Origin of the sequence: Streptomyces malaysiense (assembly GCF_000980885.2) — a bacterium.
In the GTDB taxonomy this organism is placed as follows: Bacteria; Actinomycetota; Actinomycetes; order Streptomycetales; family Streptomycetaceae; genus Streptomyces; species Streptomyces malaysiense.
Genome location: NZ_LBDA02000057.1, coordinates 13,039 through 29,886, shown reverse-complemented (window position 1 = coordinate 29,886; position 16,848 = coordinate 13,039). Strand labels below are relative to the sequence as shown.

Annotated in this window: 18 protein-coding genes; 7 read left to right on the top strand and 11 right to left on the bottom strand. The window is 72.0% G+C overall.

The annotated features are described in order from the left end of the window. Positions 1-4 precede the first annotated feature (4 nt). On the top strand, positions 5-781 hold the full coding sequence (locus VT52_RS24655) for a DUF4232 domain-containing protein (RefSeq protein WP_046417278.1): 777 nt from the start codon (positions 5-7) through the stop codon (positions 779-781). 18 nt (positions 782-799) lie between these two features. On the opposite strand, the gene VT52_RS38940 is transcribed toward VT52_RS24655, so the two are convergent. Then, positions 800-1,573 (bottom strand): NAD(P)-dependent oxidoreductase, encoded by a 774-nt coding sequence (locus VT52_RS38940; RefSeq protein ID WP_240509866.1) that lies wholly within the window; start codon positions 1,571-1,573, stop codon positions 800-802. A 76-nt stretch (positions 1,574-1,649) separates the two neighbouring features. Further along, positions 1,650-2,642, bottom strand: coding sequence for a porphobilinogen synthase (hemB, locus tag VT52_RS24645; RefSeq protein WP_046417279.1), 993 nt, complete (start codon positions 2,640-2,642; stop codon positions 1,650-1,652). A 206-nt stretch (positions 2,643-2,848) separates the two neighbouring features. Between hemB and VT52_RS24640 the strand changes: the two genes are divergently transcribed. Next, a complete protein-coding gene (locus tag VT52_RS24640) occupies positions 2,849-3,844 on the top strand; it encodes a phospholipase D-like domain-containing protein (RefSeq protein ID WP_046417281.1) in 996 nt (331 codons plus the stop codon). 100 nt (positions 3,845-3,944) lie between these two features. On the opposite strand, the gene VT52_RS24635 is transcribed toward VT52_RS24640, so the two are convergent. After that, positions 3,945-4,874 carry a helix-turn-helix domain-containing protein gene (locus tag VT52_RS24635; RefSeq protein ID WP_046417283.1) on the bottom strand — a complete coding sequence of 310 codons (930 nt, stop codon included), beginning with the start codon at positions 4,872-4,874 and terminating at the stop codon, positions 3,945-3,947. A gap of 155 nt (positions 4,875-5,029) precedes the next feature. On the opposite strand from VT52_RS24635, the gene VT52_RS24630 reads away from it, so the two are divergent. Continuing rightward, entirely contained in the window at positions 5,030-5,752 is a 723-nt protein-coding gene (locus VT52_RS24630; RefSeq protein WP_046417284.1) for an SDR family oxidoreductase, read from the top strand. Positions 5,753-5,792: 40 nt separating this feature from the next. Here the strand turns inward: VT52_RS24630 and VT52_RS24625 are convergent, their stop codons facing one another. Continuing rightward, positions 5,793-6,638 carry an SDR family NAD(P)-dependent oxidoreductase gene (locus VT52_RS24625; RefSeq protein WP_046417285.1) on the bottom strand — a complete coding sequence of 282 codons (846 nt, stop codon included), beginning with the start codon at positions 6,636-6,638 and terminating at the stop codon, positions 5,793-5,795. A 130-nt stretch (positions 6,639-6,768) separates the two neighbouring features. On the opposite strand from VT52_RS24625, the gene VT52_RS24620 reads away from it, so the two are divergent. Both VT52_RS24620 and VT52_RS24615 read left to right on the top strand, forming a co-directional pair. Beyond that, positions 6,769-7,359 carry a TetR/AcrR family transcriptional regulator gene (locus tag VT52_RS24620; RefSeq protein ID WP_046417286.1) on the top strand — a complete coding sequence of 197 codons (591 nt, stop codon included), beginning with the start codon at positions 6,769-6,771 and terminating at the stop codon, positions 7,357-7,359. 670 nt (positions 7,360-8,029) lie between these two features. Further along, positions 8,030-8,740, top strand: a complete 711-nt coding sequence (locus VT52_RS24615; RefSeq protein ID WP_046417287.1) for an RICIN domain-containing protein — start codon at positions 8,030-8,032, stop codon at positions 8,738-8,740. Between the two features lie 121 nt (positions 8,741-8,861). Here the strand turns inward: VT52_RS24615 and VT52_RS24610 are convergent, their stop codons facing one another. Then, complete coding sequence (locus VT52_RS24610; RefSeq protein WP_063888333.1) at positions 8,862-9,386, bottom strand: ATP-binding protein; 525 nt, start codon at positions 9,384-9,386, stop codon at positions 8,862-8,864. Positions 9,387-9,546: 160 nt separating this feature from the next. On the opposite strand from VT52_RS24610, the gene VT52_RS24605 reads away from it, so the two are divergent. Both VT52_RS24605 and VT52_RS24600 read left to right on the top strand, forming a co-directional pair. Then, complete coding sequence (locus tag VT52_RS24605; RefSeq protein ID WP_046417335.1) at positions 9,547-10,380, top strand: DUF5753 domain-containing protein; 834 nt, start codon at positions 9,547-9,549, stop codon at positions 10,378-10,380. Beyond that, positions 10,377-10,553, top strand: coding sequence for a DUF397 domain-containing protein (locus VT52_RS24600; RefSeq protein ID WP_046417288.1), 177 nt, complete (start codon positions 10,377-10,379; stop codon positions 10,551-10,553). Before VT52_RS24605 ends, VT52_RS24600 begins: the two co-directional genes overlap by 4 nt. 59 nt (positions 10,554-10,612) lie before the next feature. Here VT52_RS24600 and VT52_RS24595 read toward each other — a convergent pair whose 3' ends face one another. The 6 genes from VT52_RS24595 to VT52_RS24570 all read right to left on the bottom strand — a co-directional run bounded on the left by VT52_RS24595 (position 10,613) and on the right by VT52_RS24570 (position 16,837). Further along, a complete protein-coding gene (locus tag VT52_RS24595) occupies positions 10,613-11,026 on the bottom strand; it encodes a hypothetical protein (protein ID WP_046417290.1) in 414 nt (137 codons plus the stop codon). 190 nt (positions 11,027-11,216) lie between these two features. Then, positions 11,217-11,597 carry a hypothetical protein gene (locus VT52_RS35975; RefSeq protein ID WP_079175242.1) on the bottom strand — a complete coding sequence of 127 codons (381 nt, stop codon included), beginning with the start codon at positions 11,595-11,597 and terminating at the stop codon, positions 11,217-11,219. Positions 11,598-11,719: 122 nt separating this feature from the next. After that, positions 11,720-13,423: a bifunctional uroporphyrinogen-III C-methyltransferase/uroporphyrinogen-III synthase gene (locus tag VT52_RS24585; protein ID WP_046417293.1), complete on the bottom strand. Its 1,704-nt coding sequence runs from the start codon at positions 13,421-13,423 to the stop codon at positions 11,720-11,722. Further along, on the bottom strand, positions 13,420-14,379 hold the full coding sequence (gene hemC / locus VT52_RS24580) for a hydroxymethylbilane synthase (RefSeq protein ID WP_046417294.1): 960 nt from the start codon (positions 14,377-14,379) through the stop codon (positions 13,420-13,422). The genes VT52_RS24585 and hemC overlap by 4 nt, the downstream gene beginning before the upstream one ends. Next, positions 14,376-16,076 carry a glutamyl-tRNA reductase gene (locus VT52_RS24575; RefSeq protein WP_046417295.1) on the bottom strand — a complete coding sequence of 567 codons (1,701 nt, stop codon included), beginning with the start codon at positions 16,074-16,076 and terminating at the stop codon, positions 14,376-14,378. Before VT52_RS24575 ends, hemC begins: the two co-directional genes overlap by 4 nt. Continuing rightward, complete coding sequence (locus tag VT52_RS24570; protein WP_046417297.1) at positions 16,073-16,837, bottom strand: redox-sensing transcriptional repressor Rex; 765 nt, start codon at positions 16,835-16,837, stop codon at positions 16,073-16,075. The genes VT52_RS24575 and VT52_RS24570 overlap by 4 nt, the downstream gene beginning before the upstream one ends. Between the last annotated feature and the right edge of the window lie 11 nt (positions 16,838-16,848).

Here is a 16,848-nt window from a genome sequence, read left to right as displayed (position 1 = left end):
CGCCATGCGCAACCGCCTTACCCGCCACACCCGTACCCCCCTGCTCGCCGTGGCCGGAGCCGCCCTCGCCGCGCTCGCCCTGACGGCGTGCGACAACGGCACGGGCACCAAGGACGAGGGCGCCGCCCAGCACACCCCGGCGGCGAGCGCGAGCACCGGCACGCCCGCCGGCGGCCGGCCCTCCGCCGACGCGAAGGCGCAGCAGGGGTCGACCGGCTCCACCGCCCACGGCACGCAGACCTCGGCCGGCACCCACCGCGGCACCGGCACCGGCACCGGCGGCACCCGAGGAACCCACGCCTCCGGCGGCACCGGCGGTTCCAAGGGCTCGGGCAACCCCTGGGACCCGGAGAACCGCGTCCTGTGCAACGGCTCCAACACCAGGGTCACCGCCCAGGTGCTGTCCCGGCCGCTCAACCACATGATGCTCACGGTCAAGAACACCGGCTCGAAGTACTGCGACCTGACGTACTACCCGGTGCTCCGCTTCGACGGGATGCAGTGGGCGCCCGGCGCCGACGAGTCGACCAAGCCCCAGGCGGTCACCACCCTCGCGCCCGGCGAGTCCGGCTACGCGGGCGTGCTGCTGTCCGCCGCCGACGGCAGCGGCGACGGCGGGCAGACCGGCCACAAGCTGACCGTGTACTTCCAGGGCATGACGCCGCACAGCGACGGCGGCGCCACCGCGAACGTCACCCTGCCCTCGAAGGGCGTGTACTACGACAGCACGCTGAAGGTCACCTACTGGCAGCAGAACGCGTCCGACATCGCGGGCTGGTGACCGCGGCGGGCCCCGGCCCTAGTAGGCGATGGAGATGTGCGCCCGGGGATGCGCGTCGCGCTCGATCTCGTCCACGATCGCCAGCGCGAAGTCGGCACCGGAGATCTCCGACCCGCCCCGGGCGTCGTGGAGGGCGACGTCCCCGCCGACCCGGTAGGTCCCGGTGCGCGAGCCCGCGGCCCAGGCTCCGTAGCCGGCCGCGGGCGAGATCAGGGTCCAGTCGAGCGAGCCGGGCGCGGCGGTGGTGAGCCATTCCCGGATCGCGTCCATCTCGCGCGCCTCGGACCGGAACTGCTCGGGGACGTCCCCCTCGGCGAACCGGGGCTCGCCCGGCGCGGGGCGCAGCGAGGAGAACCCGCCGATCACGATCAGCCGCGCGCCGGTGGCGTCCGCGGCGGCGGCGATCTCCTGGTACCGGCCGAGCAGCCGGCCCACCAGGTCGCCGCGCGGCGACAGGGCCGCGACCACCACGTCCTGGCCGGCGACCAGCCGCGCCGCGTCCTCGGCCGGGCCCTGGGCGTACGACACCCCCTCGACCGGGGACCCGGGCGCCGACCGTGAGTACGACGCCACCTGATGGCCCCGGGCGACGGCCTCGGCGGCGACGTTGGCGCCGGTGTAACCGGTCCCGCCGATGATCAGGATCTTGGCCACGGCGACTCCCGCCGGTCGGGGTCGGCACCGGCCGAGCGCCGGCGCGACATGGGTGAGGACGTTCTCCAGGACGTGACCGTTGTAGTCCACGCCGAGCCGGTCGGGCACGGTCAGCGGCGGCGTGTCGGCCCAGGCCACCGCCTCGTCCCCCGCCGGCTCCCCGGCTGCCCTCCGGCCGGGCGGCCCGCTCGGCCGCTGCGGGCCGCCCCCGGGCTCAGCGCAGCTTCTGCGCCACCTCGGTCGCCCAGTACGTCAGGATGTTCCGCGCCCCGGCCCGCTTGATCCCCGTCAGGGCCTCGAAGATGGCCCGGTCCCGCTCGATCCAGCCCTTCTCGGCCGCGGCCTCGATCATCGAGTACTCGCCGGAGATCTGGTACGCGGCGACCGGCACGTCCACCGCGTCCGCGACGCGCGCGAGGACGTCGAGGTACGGGCCGGCCGGCTTGACCATCACCATGTCCGCGCCCTCGGCGAGGTCCAGTTCCAGCTCCCGCAGGGACTCGCGCCAGTTGGCGGGGTCCTGCTGGTACGTCTTGCGGTCGCCCTGGAGCGAGGAGGCGACGGCCTCGCGGAAGGGGCCGTAGAACGCGGAGGAGTACTTGACGGTGTAGGCGAGGATCGCCACGTCCTCGCGGCCGATCTGGTCGAGCGCGTCCCGGATGACGCCGATCTGGCCGTCCATCATCCCGCTGGGGCCGACGACATGGGCGCCGGCGTCGGCCTGCACTTGGGCCATCTCGGCGTACCGCTCCAGGGTGGCGTCGTTGTCGACCCGGCCCTCGGCGTCCAGCACCCCGCAGTGCCCGTGGTCGGTGAACTCGTCCAGGCACAGGTCGGACATGACGAGGAGGTCGTCGCCGACCTCGGCGCGTACGTCGCGCAGCGCGACCTGGAGGATTCCCTCGGGGTCGGTGCCGGCCGTTCCCTGGGCGTCCTTGTTGTCGTCCTCCGGCACGCCGAACAGCATGATCCCGGATACCCCGGCCTCGACCGCCTCCGCCGCGGCCTTCTTCAGGCTGTCGCGGGTGTGCTGGACGACGCCGGGCATCGCGGCGATCGGCACGGGTTCGCCGACGCCCTCGCGGATGAACGCGGGGAGGATCAGGTCGGCGGGGTGCAGACGCGTCTCGGCGACCATGCGCCGCATGACGGGCGAGGTCCGCAGCCGGCGGGGACGCGTACCGGGGAAAGATCCGTACTTCGTCATGCCTTCTACGCTACGCCCGCTCGCCTCCCCTCCTTACCGACGCCCTGTCGGGCCCGCGGCCCGGCATCGAGGGGCGGACCGGGACCCCGATACCGAGTTTTTGCGTCCCCCTGGCCATCTCTGGATCCGGGCGCCTCCCCGGCGTTCTACGCGCGTGGTGTCATGCACCCGACATCGCACTCCCCCCTCCCCCAAGGAGTCACGCAATGCTGCGGAAGGCACTCACCCGCGTTGCCGTCGCCCTCGCCGCCGGTACCGCCGTCGCCGTCGCCGCCGTCCCCGCGAACGCGGCGACGTACTCGGCGTTCGCCTTCTCCCAGGCCGGTACCGGCCAGCCGACGATCTACGACTTCATCAACTCGGCCACCAGCAAGCTCGACATGACGATGTACGAGCTGGAGGACACGACGGCCGTCAACGACCTGGTCGCACTGGAGAAGAAGGGTGTCACCGTCCGGGTCGTCCTGGACCGGCAGCACAAGAGCCAGAACAACGCGGCGTACACGACGCTGACCGGCGCGGGCGTGGGCGTCGTCTGGTCCTCCTCGTCCTACGTCTACACGCACCAGAAGACGATCACCGTCGACGGCACCAAGTCGCTCGTCATGACCGGCAACCTGACCTCGCAGTACTACACGACCAGCCGGGACTACGGCGTCTTCACCGACGACACCCGCGACGTCGCCGCCATCGAGAAGGTCTTCGACGCCGACTACGCCGGCACCGCGATCACCCCCACCGACGGCGACCACCTGCTGTGGTCCCCCACCGACTCCCGCAGCCGGCTGGTGTCCTTCATCGACGCCGCGACCAAGACGCTCGACGTGCAGGAGCTGGAGTTCAGCGACAGCACGGTCGTCAACGCGATCGTGGCGCGCGCCAAGGCGGGCGTGAAGGTCCGCGTCGTCCTGGAGGACCCCGCGAGCTACGCCGGCGAGGTCTCCGCGGTCAAGGCCGCGGGCGGCACGGTCGTCGGCTACTCCGACCCGAACGGCTTCTACATCCACGCCAAGGCCATGGTCGCCGACTACGGCCTGTCCACCCAGGCGGTGGAGGCCGGATCCATGAACATCAGCAGCAACTCCCTGAGCAACAACCGGGAGCTGGGCATCATCCTGACCGGCACCGGAGTGGCCCAGCCGGTGGCGCAGACCATCGAGACGACGTTCAGCGGCGACTACGCGGGCGGCACGGCGGCGTAACGCCGGCCCGCTCGGTCACCTTCGCCCGTCGCGGGCGGTCCGGCCCGGCCGCCCCGCCCGCGACCGGTCCGCCCCCGTCGCCGCCCCTTGGGCAGGCGGGTCACGAGCGAGCCGGCGGCGGCGCCTGCCCCTGCCCCTGCCCCTGCCCCTGCCGGACGTCCGGGAGCGGCCGGCCGTGGTGCTCGGCGGCGGCGAGCAGGCGCAGGGCGTGGGCGGAGGGACTGTCGGCCTCGGCGGTGTAGAGGTAGAGGGCCTGGTCAGGGTCGTCGGGGAGGGTGAGCGACTCGTAGGCCAGGGTGAGCTCGCCGACGAGGGGGTGGCGGTAGAGCTTGATGCCGTGGGTGTACCGCAGGACGTCGTGGTCGGCCCACCACTGGCGGAAGTCCTCGTCCCGCACGGACAGCTCGCCGACCAGCTCGGCCAGCCGCGGGTCCCGCGGATGGCGGCCGGCGTAGAGACGCAGGGCGGCCGCGGTGCCGCGGGCGGCCGTCTCCCAGTCGGCGAGGAGGTCGTGGGCGGTGGGGTCGAGGAAGATGAAGCGGGCGAGGTTGCGGTCGCGGTGGGGCAGGGCGTCGAAGTCGGTGTACAGGGCCTTGGCGAGCGGGTTGGCGGCGAGGACGTCCAGTCGGTGCCCGAGGATCATCGCCGGGGTGTCGGTCAGAACGTCCAGGACGCGCAGCAGTCCGGGCCGCACTCGCTGGGGTGGCGCGGGGCGCCGGCGGCCGGCGGCCGGCCCGGGTCTGGCCAGGTCGAACAGGTGGACGCGCTCGGCCGGGTCGAGCCGCAGGGCGCGGGCCACGGCGTCGAGCACGGCGGCGGAGGCGTTCGGGGTGCGGCCGCGTTCCAGGCGGACGTAGTAGTCGACGCTGACCCCGGCCAGCTGTGCGACCTCCTCGCGGCGCAGTCCGGGCACCCGGCGCCGACCGGCGTGCGCGGGAAGGCCCGCCTCGTCGGGTCGGATCCGCGCCCTGCGGGAGCGCAGGAAGTCACGCAGTTCCAGATTGGGTCCGCGCTCCGCTGACGTGCTCATTCCTTCAGGCTAGGACGGCCCGCGGGGTCCCGGGCCGCGGGAGAGGGGGTCTGTGGGACCCCCGGTGGAGCCGGGCCCCCGCGCCGGCACGCGCGGGGCCCGCGGCGGTGCTCTCCTGGAACGCGAGTACGACACGGTTCCCCGGAGGTTCCCCCATGACCAAGCCGCTCATCGTCATCACCGGTGCCAGCTCCGGCATCGGCGCCGCCACCGCGCGCCTGTTCTGCGCGCAGGGCCATCCGCTGCTGCTGCTCGCCCGCCGGCGGGAGAGGCTGGAGGAGCTGGCGCTGCCGGACACGCTGTGCCGCAGGGTGGACGTCACCGACCGCGCCGCCGTCGAGGAGGCCGTGCGCGAGGCGGAGGAGCGGTTCGGTCCCGCCGACGCGATCGTCAACAACGCCGGGGTGATGCTGCTGGGCCGCGTCGCCGACCAGCCGGTCGACGAGTGGGACCGGATGATCGACCTCAACATCAAGGGCGTGCTGTACGGCACCCGCGCGGTGCTGCCCGGCATGCTCACCCGCGGCACCGGCACGGTCATCAACATCAGCTCCGTCGCGGGCCGCAAGACGTTCCCCGACCACGCCGCCTATGTCGCCACCAAGTTCGCCGTGCACGCCCTGTCGGAGAACCTCCGCGAGGAGGTCGCCGCGACCGGCGTCCGGGTGGTGACCATCGCCCCCGGCGCGGTGGAGACGGAACTGCTCTCGCACACCAGCGACGAACAGATCAAGAGCGACTACGAGGCGTGGAAGAAGTCGGCCGGCGGCGCCCTGGACCCGCGGACCGTGGCCGAGGCCGTCGTCTACGCCTACCAGCAGCCGCGGAACGTCACCGTCCGCGAGATCGTCCTGGCCGCCACCGGACAGGAGGCCTGACTCCCGGGCCGGGGCGGACCGCCCGGGAGTGCCCGAGGGGTCAGCGGACCCAGGTGGCGGTGAGGTCCCGGACGGCGGAGCCGTCGAGGTCGGCGAGGGTGGTGGCGACGAAGTCGCGGGCCCACTGCGAGGTCTGGACCCGGAAGGGCGGGCGGGCTGCGGTCAGGGCCTCCACGATCGGGGCGGCGGCCTCGGCCGGGGTCTGGGCGCCGGCGAAGGACTCCTGGGTGCGGGCGATGTACGCCTGGAGGGCCGGGGCATAGGGCCCCATCGCGGCGAGCATGGCGGGGAGGTCCAGGCCGAGGTTGGCGACGAACTCGCTGGCGACGGCGCCGGGTTCGACCACGGTGACGTCGACGCCGACGGTGGCGGCGACCGGGGCGAGGGACTGCATGAAGCCCTCGACGGCGAACTTGGCCGCGCAGTAGGCCTCGTTGAAGGGCTGGCCGACGGCGCCGCCGACACTGGTGACGGTGATCACCCGGCCCCGGGAGGCGCGCAGGTGCGGCAGGGCGGCGCGGGTCACGGCCACCACTCCGAAGAAGTTGACCTCCATCGCGGCGCGGACGTCGTCGAGGCTGCTCTGCTCGATGGTGCCCACCTGGGCGGCGCCGGCGTTGTTGACGAGCGCGTCCAGGCGACCGTGTTCGGCCATCACCTTGTCCAGGCAGGCGGTGATGCTCGCGGGGTCGGTCACGTCCAGGCGCTCGACCCGGACACGATCGGCCACGCCCGCGTCCGTGGCCGCCTTGAGCAGCGCCTCGGCCTTGGCCGGGTCGCGCATGGTGGCGACGGCCGTCCAGCCGGCCTGTGCCGCGCCGACGGCGGCGGCCAGGCCGATACCGGAGGACGTGCCGGTGATCAGAACCGTCTTCGTGGAGGTCATGAGGTCTTCCTGCCTGTGGGGCGAAACGGGCGGCAACCCGTAACCGGGGAGTTCTCCGGTTCGCTTTCAAACGTAATCGGGGAAGTCCCCGGTTGTCCAGTTAGACTGGTCCCAGCCGAAGGGAGCAGCCTTGACCACCCAGCCGAGCGTGTTGCGCGCCGACGCCCGCCGCAACCGGGAGCGCATCCTCGAAGCGGCCGTGCGCGCCTTCTCCGAGAAGGGCGCGGACGTTCCGATCGACACGATCGCCAAGGCCGCGGGCGTGGGCTCGGCCACGCTCTACCGCCATTTCCCCACCCGCGAGGCGCTGGTCGAGGCGGCCTACCGCAACGAGCTGGCCCGCGTCTGCGACAGCGCCGCGGGGCTGCTGGCCGACAATCCTCCGGACCGGGCACTACGGCTGTGGATGGACAGGTTCATCGACTACCTGGCCGCCAAGCACGGCATGGCGGACGCCCTGCGGGCCGCGGTCGCCACCGGCGCGGACCCCTTCGCCGAGACCCTCGACAAGCTCGGCACGGCGATCAGCACCCTGCTGCGCGCCGGCACCGACGCCGGCCTCCTGCGCCCCGACACCGACCCCCTGGACGTCGGCTTCAGCCTCGCCGGCATCGCACTGGTCACCAGCGCCCCCGACCAACGCGACCGGGCCGGCCGCCTCCTCGACCTGCTCCTCGACGGCCTCCGCCACGGAGCGGCCGAACCGGCGCCGGGTCCCTGAGGGGCGGGGCAGCACGCACCCCGGCACGCGGACCCGCCCCGAAGACTCGGCGCGCTGGACGCCCTCATGCGCCACTCGCCGACTTTCAGCCATCTGGAGAAGGCGCTGCTCGGCCGGGACGAACGAGCGGTCATCCGCGAACTGGAGCGCGCCGGCCGGAGCTGACCGCGCCGCCACCGTCCGCTTCCGAGGGCATGGGCAGGACCAGCCTGCGATACGACTACTCGATGCGGCCGTGGTCCGCGGTGGACCGGCCTCAGTACCAGCGTCCTGCGCTCGCATGAGTTCTTCTGACGGGGTGTCGGCGTGGTGTCGGCGCCCTGTCGTGGTCCGAAGCCGGTGCCGCTGCTGTTGACGGATGACGAACGAGACCGCCGAGGAGATCCTCGAATCCCTCGCCCGACACCGCCGACGGATCTCCGGCGCGGGACACCAGTGCTCGCACGCGGGTCCGGCGCCGGTACATCGGCCAGAACGAATGAATTTTCGGCCAGCATTTAGCTCTGCTCATGACAGCTCCAGGCCTCGACCCATGGAATGAACACGCACGAAGGCCGCGTGAAGATCGTGGGGAGGCGGTGTGTGTGCCTCATGGGTCCACGCCGGCTACGCCGAGCCGCGCCGCGCCGGCCGCATGGTTTCGAGCAGGTTCCAGCAGGAAGGACACCACATGAGACGCCGCACAGCGGCTCTGCTGACCCCGGCCCTGGCATTCGCCGGAGCCCTGGCCCTCCCGGCCACCGCACACGCCGAGGCCCCCGGCAACTGCGTCACCTCGCACAACGGCCCGCTCGCCATCGCCGACTGTACGGGCGTGGCGAAGGGTACGACCTGGCAGGCCCGAGCCGTCTGCATGCACGTCGTCTCCGGCCAGCCGCTCGACTACTGGCGCAACGGCGCCCTCGTCACCGGCAACGGCAGGTCGGTGGTGTACTGCGACCGCGGGGACTACGCGACCAAGACGATCAGGACAGTGACCCTGTCCGTGGCCGGCAAGCAGGGCCGCTTGGTCGGCTACGGCGGCAAGTGCGTGGACATCCAGCACGCCAAGGCGTCCAACTCCACCGCGGTGCAGCTCTACCACTGCAACGGCACCGCCGCCCAGTGGTGGACCCTGGCCGACGACCACACGGTACGCGGCTTGGGGTACTGCCTGAACGTGGAGTGGGGGCGCAGCGCGAACGGCACCCATGCGGAGATCTACAAGTGCGTCCCGGGCGCCACGGGTGAGCAGTGGATTCCGCAGCCCAACGGCTCGCTGAAGAACGTTCTGACCGGCAAGTGCCTGGACGACCTCGGCTTCAACACGAAGGACGGGACCCGGTTGGGCATCTGGGACTGCAACGGGCTGGCCAACCAGAAATGGACACTGACGCCGTGATCGCGGCGTAGCACCCGAAGGCCCACGGCGCGAAGCGGGCCAGTATGCGGGCACGTGGTGTGGCGGCGACGGGGAACTCGCCGCCACACCCGGTGATCCGCTGGACGTCATGCGCTGTCGATCAGCTGGTCGGCCGCGTCCGGGGACGGTCGAGCTCCTGGGCGAAAGGCGCACTCGCCGCTTGGAGGAACTCGTTCGCCCAGGGTCGGCCGTCGACGGTCACCGGCGGAGCGAACACGCACTCCGCCCACACCGTCTTGCACGGCACCGGCCCCTGGCGGACGCCCCAGCGGGTGGACAAGGTGCCGACCAGGAGCAGGCCGTAGCCGGATTCGGAGGCGTCGGGGTCGCGGACCGGGAGGGACTCCGCACGGGTGTCCGTGACCTCGATGCGCAGGAGGCCCGGCTCCGGCACCGCCAGGGTCAGGCGGAAGCTGCGGCCCGGGACCCGGCCGTGCAGCACGGCGTTCGCCGCCAGCTCGGCCACGATCAGCCGAGCCGGGTCCGACGGGACGCCCCACGACTCCAGTTGCTCGACCGCGAGGAGCCTCGCCAGGCGGGCGCCCCTGCGGGTGGCCGACAGCGGTACGGAGAACTGGCGCGGCGGCTTTCGCGTCGGCGCGGTCTGCTGGGATTCCTGATTCACATCACGCAGCGTGGCCGTGCCTGCGTAGCCTGTGAATATCGGTGGCCCGTGCGACCAGTGCCTGTCCGTGAGCTGTCCGGATCCGTCCGGGCTGTCCGGCGTGACCGCGCACCCACGTTCGCGGTTGGGCCGCAGAGGACGCGGCGGGAGGGCAGTGGACATGAGCGACTGGGACGCCGAGCTGGAGGACGAGGAGGCGGGGGCCGTCATTCGCACGGTCGCCCGGCAGCTGAAGCTGTGGCGCGAGGCGGCGGGCCTCACCCAGGCCGAGTTCGGCGCGCTGATCGGGTACGGGGAAGAACTCGTCTCCTCCGTGGAGAGAAGGCGGCGGATCCCCCGCCCCGAGTATCTCGACGCGGCGGACGAGGCGTTGCGGGCCGAGGGCAGGATCTCCGCTATGAAGACGGATCTGGAGGAGGTCCGGTACCCCAAGAAGGTACGAGACCTGAAGAAACTGGAGGCGGAGGCGACGGAGCTGTGCGCCTACAACAACACCGTCGTGCACGGGTTGTTGCAGACCGAGGAGTACGCCCGGGTCGGTCTCCAGGCGCGTCGGCCGGTATTCACCTCGGAGGAGCTGGAGCAGCGCATCGCCGCCAGGATGGCCCGACAGGAGATCATCAGCGAAACGTCGCCCTGGCCTGTCTTCAGTTTCGTGCAGTGCGAGTCGACGCTTCGTCGGCCCCTTGGGGGCAAGATGGTCATGCGGCGCCAACTCGAACGCCTGTTGGAGGTTACCAAGTTGCCCCACGTCGACCTACAGGTGCTTCCGCTGGGTCTTGAGGAGAACGCCGGCCTCGACGGCTCGTTCAGGCTGCTCAGACTCAACGACGGCACCACCGTCGGACACTTGGAGGTGCAGCACATCAGCCGGGTGATCACCAACCCGAAAGAGGTGCAGCTCCTGGAGATGCGCTATGGAATCATCCGGGCACAGGCTCTCAGCCCCCGAGAGTCGTCGGCCCGCATCGAGAAAGTGCTTGGAGAGACATGAAGCTGGAGTGGATAAAGAGCAGCTACAGCACGCCTGATGGGCCGGACTGCGTCGAGGTGGCCACCATCCCGGACCACATCCTCGTCCGCGACTCCAAGAACCCCACCGGCCCCCGCCTCGCCCTCACCCCCGCCACCTGGGCAAGCTTCCTGCCCTACGCGTCGAAGCGCTGACCTGGTGAACCGACGGGGCCCGTACGCCCATTCGCGCGTACGGGCCCCGTCCACACGGGTCACAGCCCCCTGACGACCCGGGCCCTTCCCTGCGTGCGGAAGCCCAGGGCATGCCGATAGATCTCGGGCATCCGGTAGCGGCCATCGGCGTCTCTGGCCAGCGCGCCCCACTCTTCGAGGGCTTCGACGTCGTCGGGGCGCAGTTCGACGTCGGACGCCTCGAACGGCATCTTCACCGACTCCGAGAAACTCGACATGTGGCGAAGGAGCTTACCCGGACGGGGATTCTCTTGGTTGATCTCCTCGACCTTGGCCCGGCTGCACTCCCCCAGGGCCCTGCGCATCGCCGCCGGGGTCAGTACCCGGTCGGACCAACGGCCATCACCCACTGAGGCCCTGGCCGCCTCACACAGGAAACGCACGACGTCGCGCGCCTGGATCTGCTCCTTGAAGTCGGCGAGGGCCGCCGGCACCCATCGCTCGGTCCACGCTTCCCGTGAGGCTTCCGTGCCCAGCTTCGCCCCCCCCACAACGGCAACAGCGCACGGACGATCTCGTCGAAACCCATGTCCGCGATCGGCCTGGACGGTTCGGTGACCGCGCCCGCGTTCACCGCCACCCACAGGGACAACGTTCCCTTCCTGGCGTCGTTCAGCAGCGACTTCAGTGCTTCCAGTGCCGCTTTCTGATCAACCGCACGCAGTTCTGCACCATAACGCCAGCTTCGTGAAGTTCGCGGCACTCGATCCAGGTGCCGCCCCTGTGCCGTCGGCACCTCAGCGGATCAGGGCCGGGCCCAGGGTCCTTCAGATTCAGCGCCTTGGCCAGGCGCCGCAGATCGTGCGAGCGCAGATCGCCCGGCAGACCCGCTGTGTCATTGCGTTGGAGAACGCTGCGCAGCAGCTCGGCCTTCAGATTGCACTCGGCCGCATAAAACAGCAGCAGCCCGCTCGCCGGTAACTCCCCCGCACGCTCGGCTGCCTGGGCCTGCTTCTCCAGTCTGTCGCGGCTGCGACGCAGCTCGCCCACCCCCACATCGACCATGGCGCCAGAGTACTGATCCCGGGGGACGGGGCAGGACGCTTCTCCGGCAACCGCACAGCCCCAGAAACGCCAAGCGTCCCGCACCATGCGCTGTGGTGCGGGACGCAGGCGTCGATCCGGTGTCAGGTCGTCGAACGACGCCGCCGCGCTCCCGGCCGGCGTTCGCTCGGCCGGGTCACCGGGTCACCCGACTCCAGTGCCGCGTCGCGGCGCTTCGCGCCGAAGTCGGCCAGGGCCTCGGCCAGTTTGGCGACCGAGGGCTCCGGGGCCATGACATCGACGCGGAGGCCGTGTTCCTCGGCCGTCTTCGCCGTCGCGGGACCGATGCAGGCGATCACCGTCACGTTGTGCGGCTTGCCCGCGATGCCGACCAGGTTGCGGACCGTGGAGGACGAGGTGAACAGGACCGCGTCGAAGCCGCCGCCCTTGATCGCCTCGCGGGTCTCGGCCGGCGGGGGCGAGGCGCGCACGGTGCGGTACGCCGTGACGTCGTCGACCTCCCAGCCCAGCTCGATCAGCCCGGCCACCAGGGTCTCCGTGGCGATGTCGGCCCGGGGCAGGAACACCCGGTCGATCGGGTCGAAGACCGGGTCGTAGGGGGGCCAGTCCTCCAGGAGGCCGGCCGCCGACTGCTCGCCGCTCGGCACCAGGTCCGGCTTCACGCCGAAGGCGATCAGCGCGAGAGCCGTCTGCTCGCCCACCGCAGCCACCTTGATACCCGCAAAAGCCCGAGCGTCAAGGCCGTACTCCTCGAACTTCTCCCGCACCGCCTTCACCGCGTTGACCGATGTGAAGGCGATCCACTCGTAGCGGCCGGTGACCAGGCCCTTGACCGCGCGCTCCATCTGCTGGGGCGTACGCGGCGGCTCCACCGCGATGGTCGGGACCTCGTGCGGCACCGCGCCGTAGGACCGCAGCTGGTCGGAGAGTGCCGCCGACTGCTCCTTCGTGCGCGGCACGAGCACCTTCCAGCCGAACAGCGGCTTGGACTCGAACCACGACAGCTGGTCGCGCCGGGCGGCGGCCGAACGCTCGCCGACCACCGCTATCACCGGGCGGCCGCCGTCCGGCGAGGGCAGCACCTTCGCCTGCTTCAGCGTCTGCGCGATGGTGCCGAGCGTCGCGGACCAGGTGCGCTGGCGCGTCGTCGTACCGGCGACGGTGACCGTCAACGGGGTGTCCGGCTTGCGGCCGGCCGAGACCAGCTCGCCCGCCGCGGCGGCCACCGCGTCCAGGGTCGTGGAGACGACCACCGTGCCGTCGGAGGCGCCGACCTCGGTCCAGCAGCGGTCGGAGGCGGTACGGGCGTCCACGAACCGGACGTCCGCGCCGTCCGCGTCCCGCAGCGGCACACCGGCGTACGCCGGGACACCGACCGCGGCCGCGACGCCGGGTACGACCTCGAAGGGCACCCCGGCGGCGGCGCAGGCCAGCATCTCCTCGGCGGCGTCCGTGTCGAGCCCGGGGTCACCCGAGACCGCACGCACCACCCGCCTGCCGCCCCGCGCGGCCTCCATGACAAGATGAGCGGCATCCCGGGCAGGAGACGGGGCAGCGGCGGTGGTTGACGTGCCGTCAACGACCGTGAGCTGCGGCGTGCCCGGTGGCGACGTGGAGAGGTCCTCGTCGGTGTGCACGACGGAGACGCCCTGCCGGGCGTGCGTCCGGATCACGTCGAGCACCTCGGGCTCGGCGATCAGGACGTCCGCGTTCGACAGTGCCTCCACGGCGCGCAGAGTCAGCAGTCCCGGATCCCCGGGTCCGGCACCGAGGAAGGTGACGTGCCCGTGTTCCGGACCGGCGGCAGGAAGGGCGGTGGGGCTCAATGTGCTCGCTCCCCCATCAGACCGGCCGCGCCCTGGGCGAGCATCTCGGTGGCGAGATCGCTACCGAGTGCCAGCGCACCCTCGTGCGTCTGGGGCACGGGACCGGTGGTGGACAACTGCACCATGCGGGTGCCGTCGGTGGTCCCGACGACGGCGCGCAGGCGCATTTCCTTGACAATCTGCCCGCCCCCCAACAAGTCGGCCAGCGCACCCACAGGTGCGCTGCAACCGGCCTCCAGGGCGGCGAGCAGTGATCGTTCGGCGGTCACGGCGGCCCGCGTGAACGGGTCGTCGAGCTCGCCGAGCGCCGCGATCAGGTCCGCGCGCTGGGCTGCGCACTCGATCGCCAGGGCCCCCTGGCCGGGGGCGGGCAGAACCGTGTCGACCGACAGGAAGTCGGTCACCTCTTCGATGCGGCCGAGCCGGTTCAGTCCGGCGGCGGCCAGCACCACCGCGTCCAGCTCGCCGTCCCGGACGTACCGGATGCGGGTGTCCACGTTGCCGCGGACCGGGACCGTCTCGATGTCCAGTCCGTGGGCGCGGGCGTACGCGTTCAGCTGCGCCATGCGGCGCGGGGAGCCGGTGCCTATGCGGGCGCCGGGCGGCAGGTCGGTGAACTTCAGCTCGTCGCGCGCGACGATCACGTCCCGCGGGTCCTCGCGCACCGGCAGGGCGGCCAGGACCAGTTCCTCGGGCTCGGCCGTGGGGAGGTCCTTGAGCGAGTGAACGGCGAAGTCGACCTCGCCGCGCACCAGCGCGTCGCGCAGCGCCGTGACGAACACGCCGGTGCCGCCGATCTGCGCGAGGTGCTCGCGGGAGATGTCGCCGTACGTCGTGATCTCGACCAGCTCGACCGGTCGCCCGGTCACCCGGCGGACGGCCTCCGCCACCTGACCGGACTGGGCCATGGCGAGCTTGCTCCGCCTGGTTCCCAGTCGCAGTGCCTTGTCACTCATGCCGGTCGGTCCTTCGTTTCTGTGCTGTCCTCGGCGCGGGAGACGGAGGCGACCGTCTCGGGGTCGAGGTCGAACAGGGTGCGCAGCGCGTCCGCGTACCCGGTGCCACCGGGCTCGGCCGCGAGCTGCTTGATCCGCACGGTCGGCGCGTGCAGCAGCTTGTCGACGACCCGGTGCACGGCCTGGCGGATCTCGCCGCGCTGGCGTTCGTCCAGGTCGGGCAGGCGGCCGTGCAGCCGCGCGATCTCGCCGGCGACGACGTCCGCGGCCATGGTGCGCAGCGCGACCACGGTCGGCGTGATGTGCGCCGCCCGCATGGCCGCCCCGAAGGCCGTGACCTCGTCGGAGACGATACGCCGCACCTGGTCCACGTCGGCCGCCATCGGGGCGTCGGCGGAGGCCTCGGCGAGCGACTCGATGTCCACCAGGCGCACCCCGGCCAGGCGGTGCACGGCGGCGTCGATGTCGCGGGGCATGGCCAGGTCGAGGAGGAAGACGACGGGCGCGGGCCGCTCGGCGACCGGCTCGGGGCGGCGCCGCTCGGGGATCCGGCCCACGGTGGCGGCGGTCGCGGCGAGCGCGGTGATCAGCTCGGCGTCGGCCTCGGTGGCTTCGGTGGTACGGCCGCTCGCGGGGCGCCGGTCGGTGGTGCCCCCCGCGGCCCACGTGGCGTGCTGCTCCAGCGTGGCCGCGTCCATGCCGGCCACGGCGGCCTCGCCCATGACGGAGAAGCCGGGCTGGGCGGCGGCCAGGTCGAGGGGGCAGTTCTCGTCCGGGGCGGCCGTCTCCTTGGCGGGCACGTCCTTGAAGGCCGTACGACCGTCTTCGAGCGGTTCGGCGACGGCCGGCTGCCCGGTGCGGCCCTCGACCGCCTGTGCGACCGCCTCCGCCGTGAGCACCAGGCCCGTCGCCCCGGTGCAGGAGACGACGACGTCGGCACGTGTCAGCTCGTTCGGTACGGCGTTCATCCGTACCGCACGGGCGGTCACCGCGTTGTCGTCGGCCTCCTGGAGGATCTCGGCGAGGCGCTCGGCACGGTCGAAGGTGCGGTTGGCCACGACGATCTCGGCGACCCCGGCCCGCGCGAGCGTGGCGGCGGCCAGCGAGGACATGGAACCGGCGCCGATCACCAGCGCCCGCCGGCCGGCCGCCCACCGCTGGACGTCGCCGCCCGCGGCCATCTGCTCCAGGCCGAAGGTGACCAGGGACTGGCCCGCGCGGTCGATGCCGGTCTCGGAGTGGGCACGCTTGCCGACCCGCAGGGCCTGCTGGAACAGGTCGTTCAGCAGCTTGCCGGCGGTGTGCAGGTCCTGGGCGCGGGCCAGCGAGTCCTTGATCTGGCCGAGGATCTGGCCCTCGCCGACGACCATCGAGTCCAGACCGCAGGCCACCGAGAAGAGGTGGTGGACGGCCCGGTCCTCGTAGTGGACGTACAGGTAGGGGGTCAGTTCCTCCAGGCCGACGCCGCTGTGCTGGGCGAGCAGCGTGGACAGCTCGGCGACACCGGCGTGGAACTTGTCCACGTCGGCGTACAGCTCGATGCGGTTGCAGGTGGCGAGCACCGCGGCCTCGGTGGCGGGCTCGGCGGCGACCGTGTCGTGCAGCAGCTTGGTCTGGGCGTCCGCGTGCAGCGCCGCCCGCTCCAGCACGCTGACCGGGGCGCTGCGGTGGCTCAGTCCGACGACGAGGAGGCTCATGCGGGCATCACGGCGGGTACGTCCCCGTCGGGCCCCTGGTCGGCGTCGTCGCGGGGGGTGACGGCGGCGGGCAGGGCGCCGTCACCGGCCGCGGTCTCCTCGCCGGACTTGCGCTGCTCGTGGAAGGCGAGGATCTGGAGTTCGATCGACAGGTCGACCTTGCGCACGTCGACGCCGTCCGGCACGGACAGCACGGTCGGCGCGAAGTTCAGGATGGAGGTGACCCCGGCGGCCACGAGCCGGTCGCAGACCTGCTGGGCGGCGCCGGCCGGGGTGGCGATGACGCCGATGGAGACCCGGTCGTCCTTGATGATCTTCTCGAGGTCGTCGGTGTGCTGCACCGGGATGCCCGCGACCGGCTTGCCGGTCAGCCCCGGGTCCGCGTCTATCAGCGCGGCCACGCGGAAGCCCCGGGAGGCGAACCCGCCGTAGTTGGCGAGGGCGGCGCCGAGGTTACCGATACCGACGATGACAACCGGCCAGTCCTGGGTGAGGCCGAGTTCGCGGGAGATCTGGTAGACGAGATACTCCACGTCGTAGCCGACACCGCGCGTTCCGTAGGAGCCCAGGTAGGAGAAGTCCTTGCGCAGCTTGGCGGAGTTGACCCCCGCGGCCGCGGCCAGCTCCTCGGAGGAGACCGTGGGCACCGAGCGCTCGGACAGCGCGGTCAGGGCTCGGAGGTACAGCGGAAGCCTGGCGACGGTGGCCTCGGGAATCCCTCGGCTGCGGGTCGCCGGTCGGTGTGTTCGGCCAGTTGCCACGGTGCTCCTGA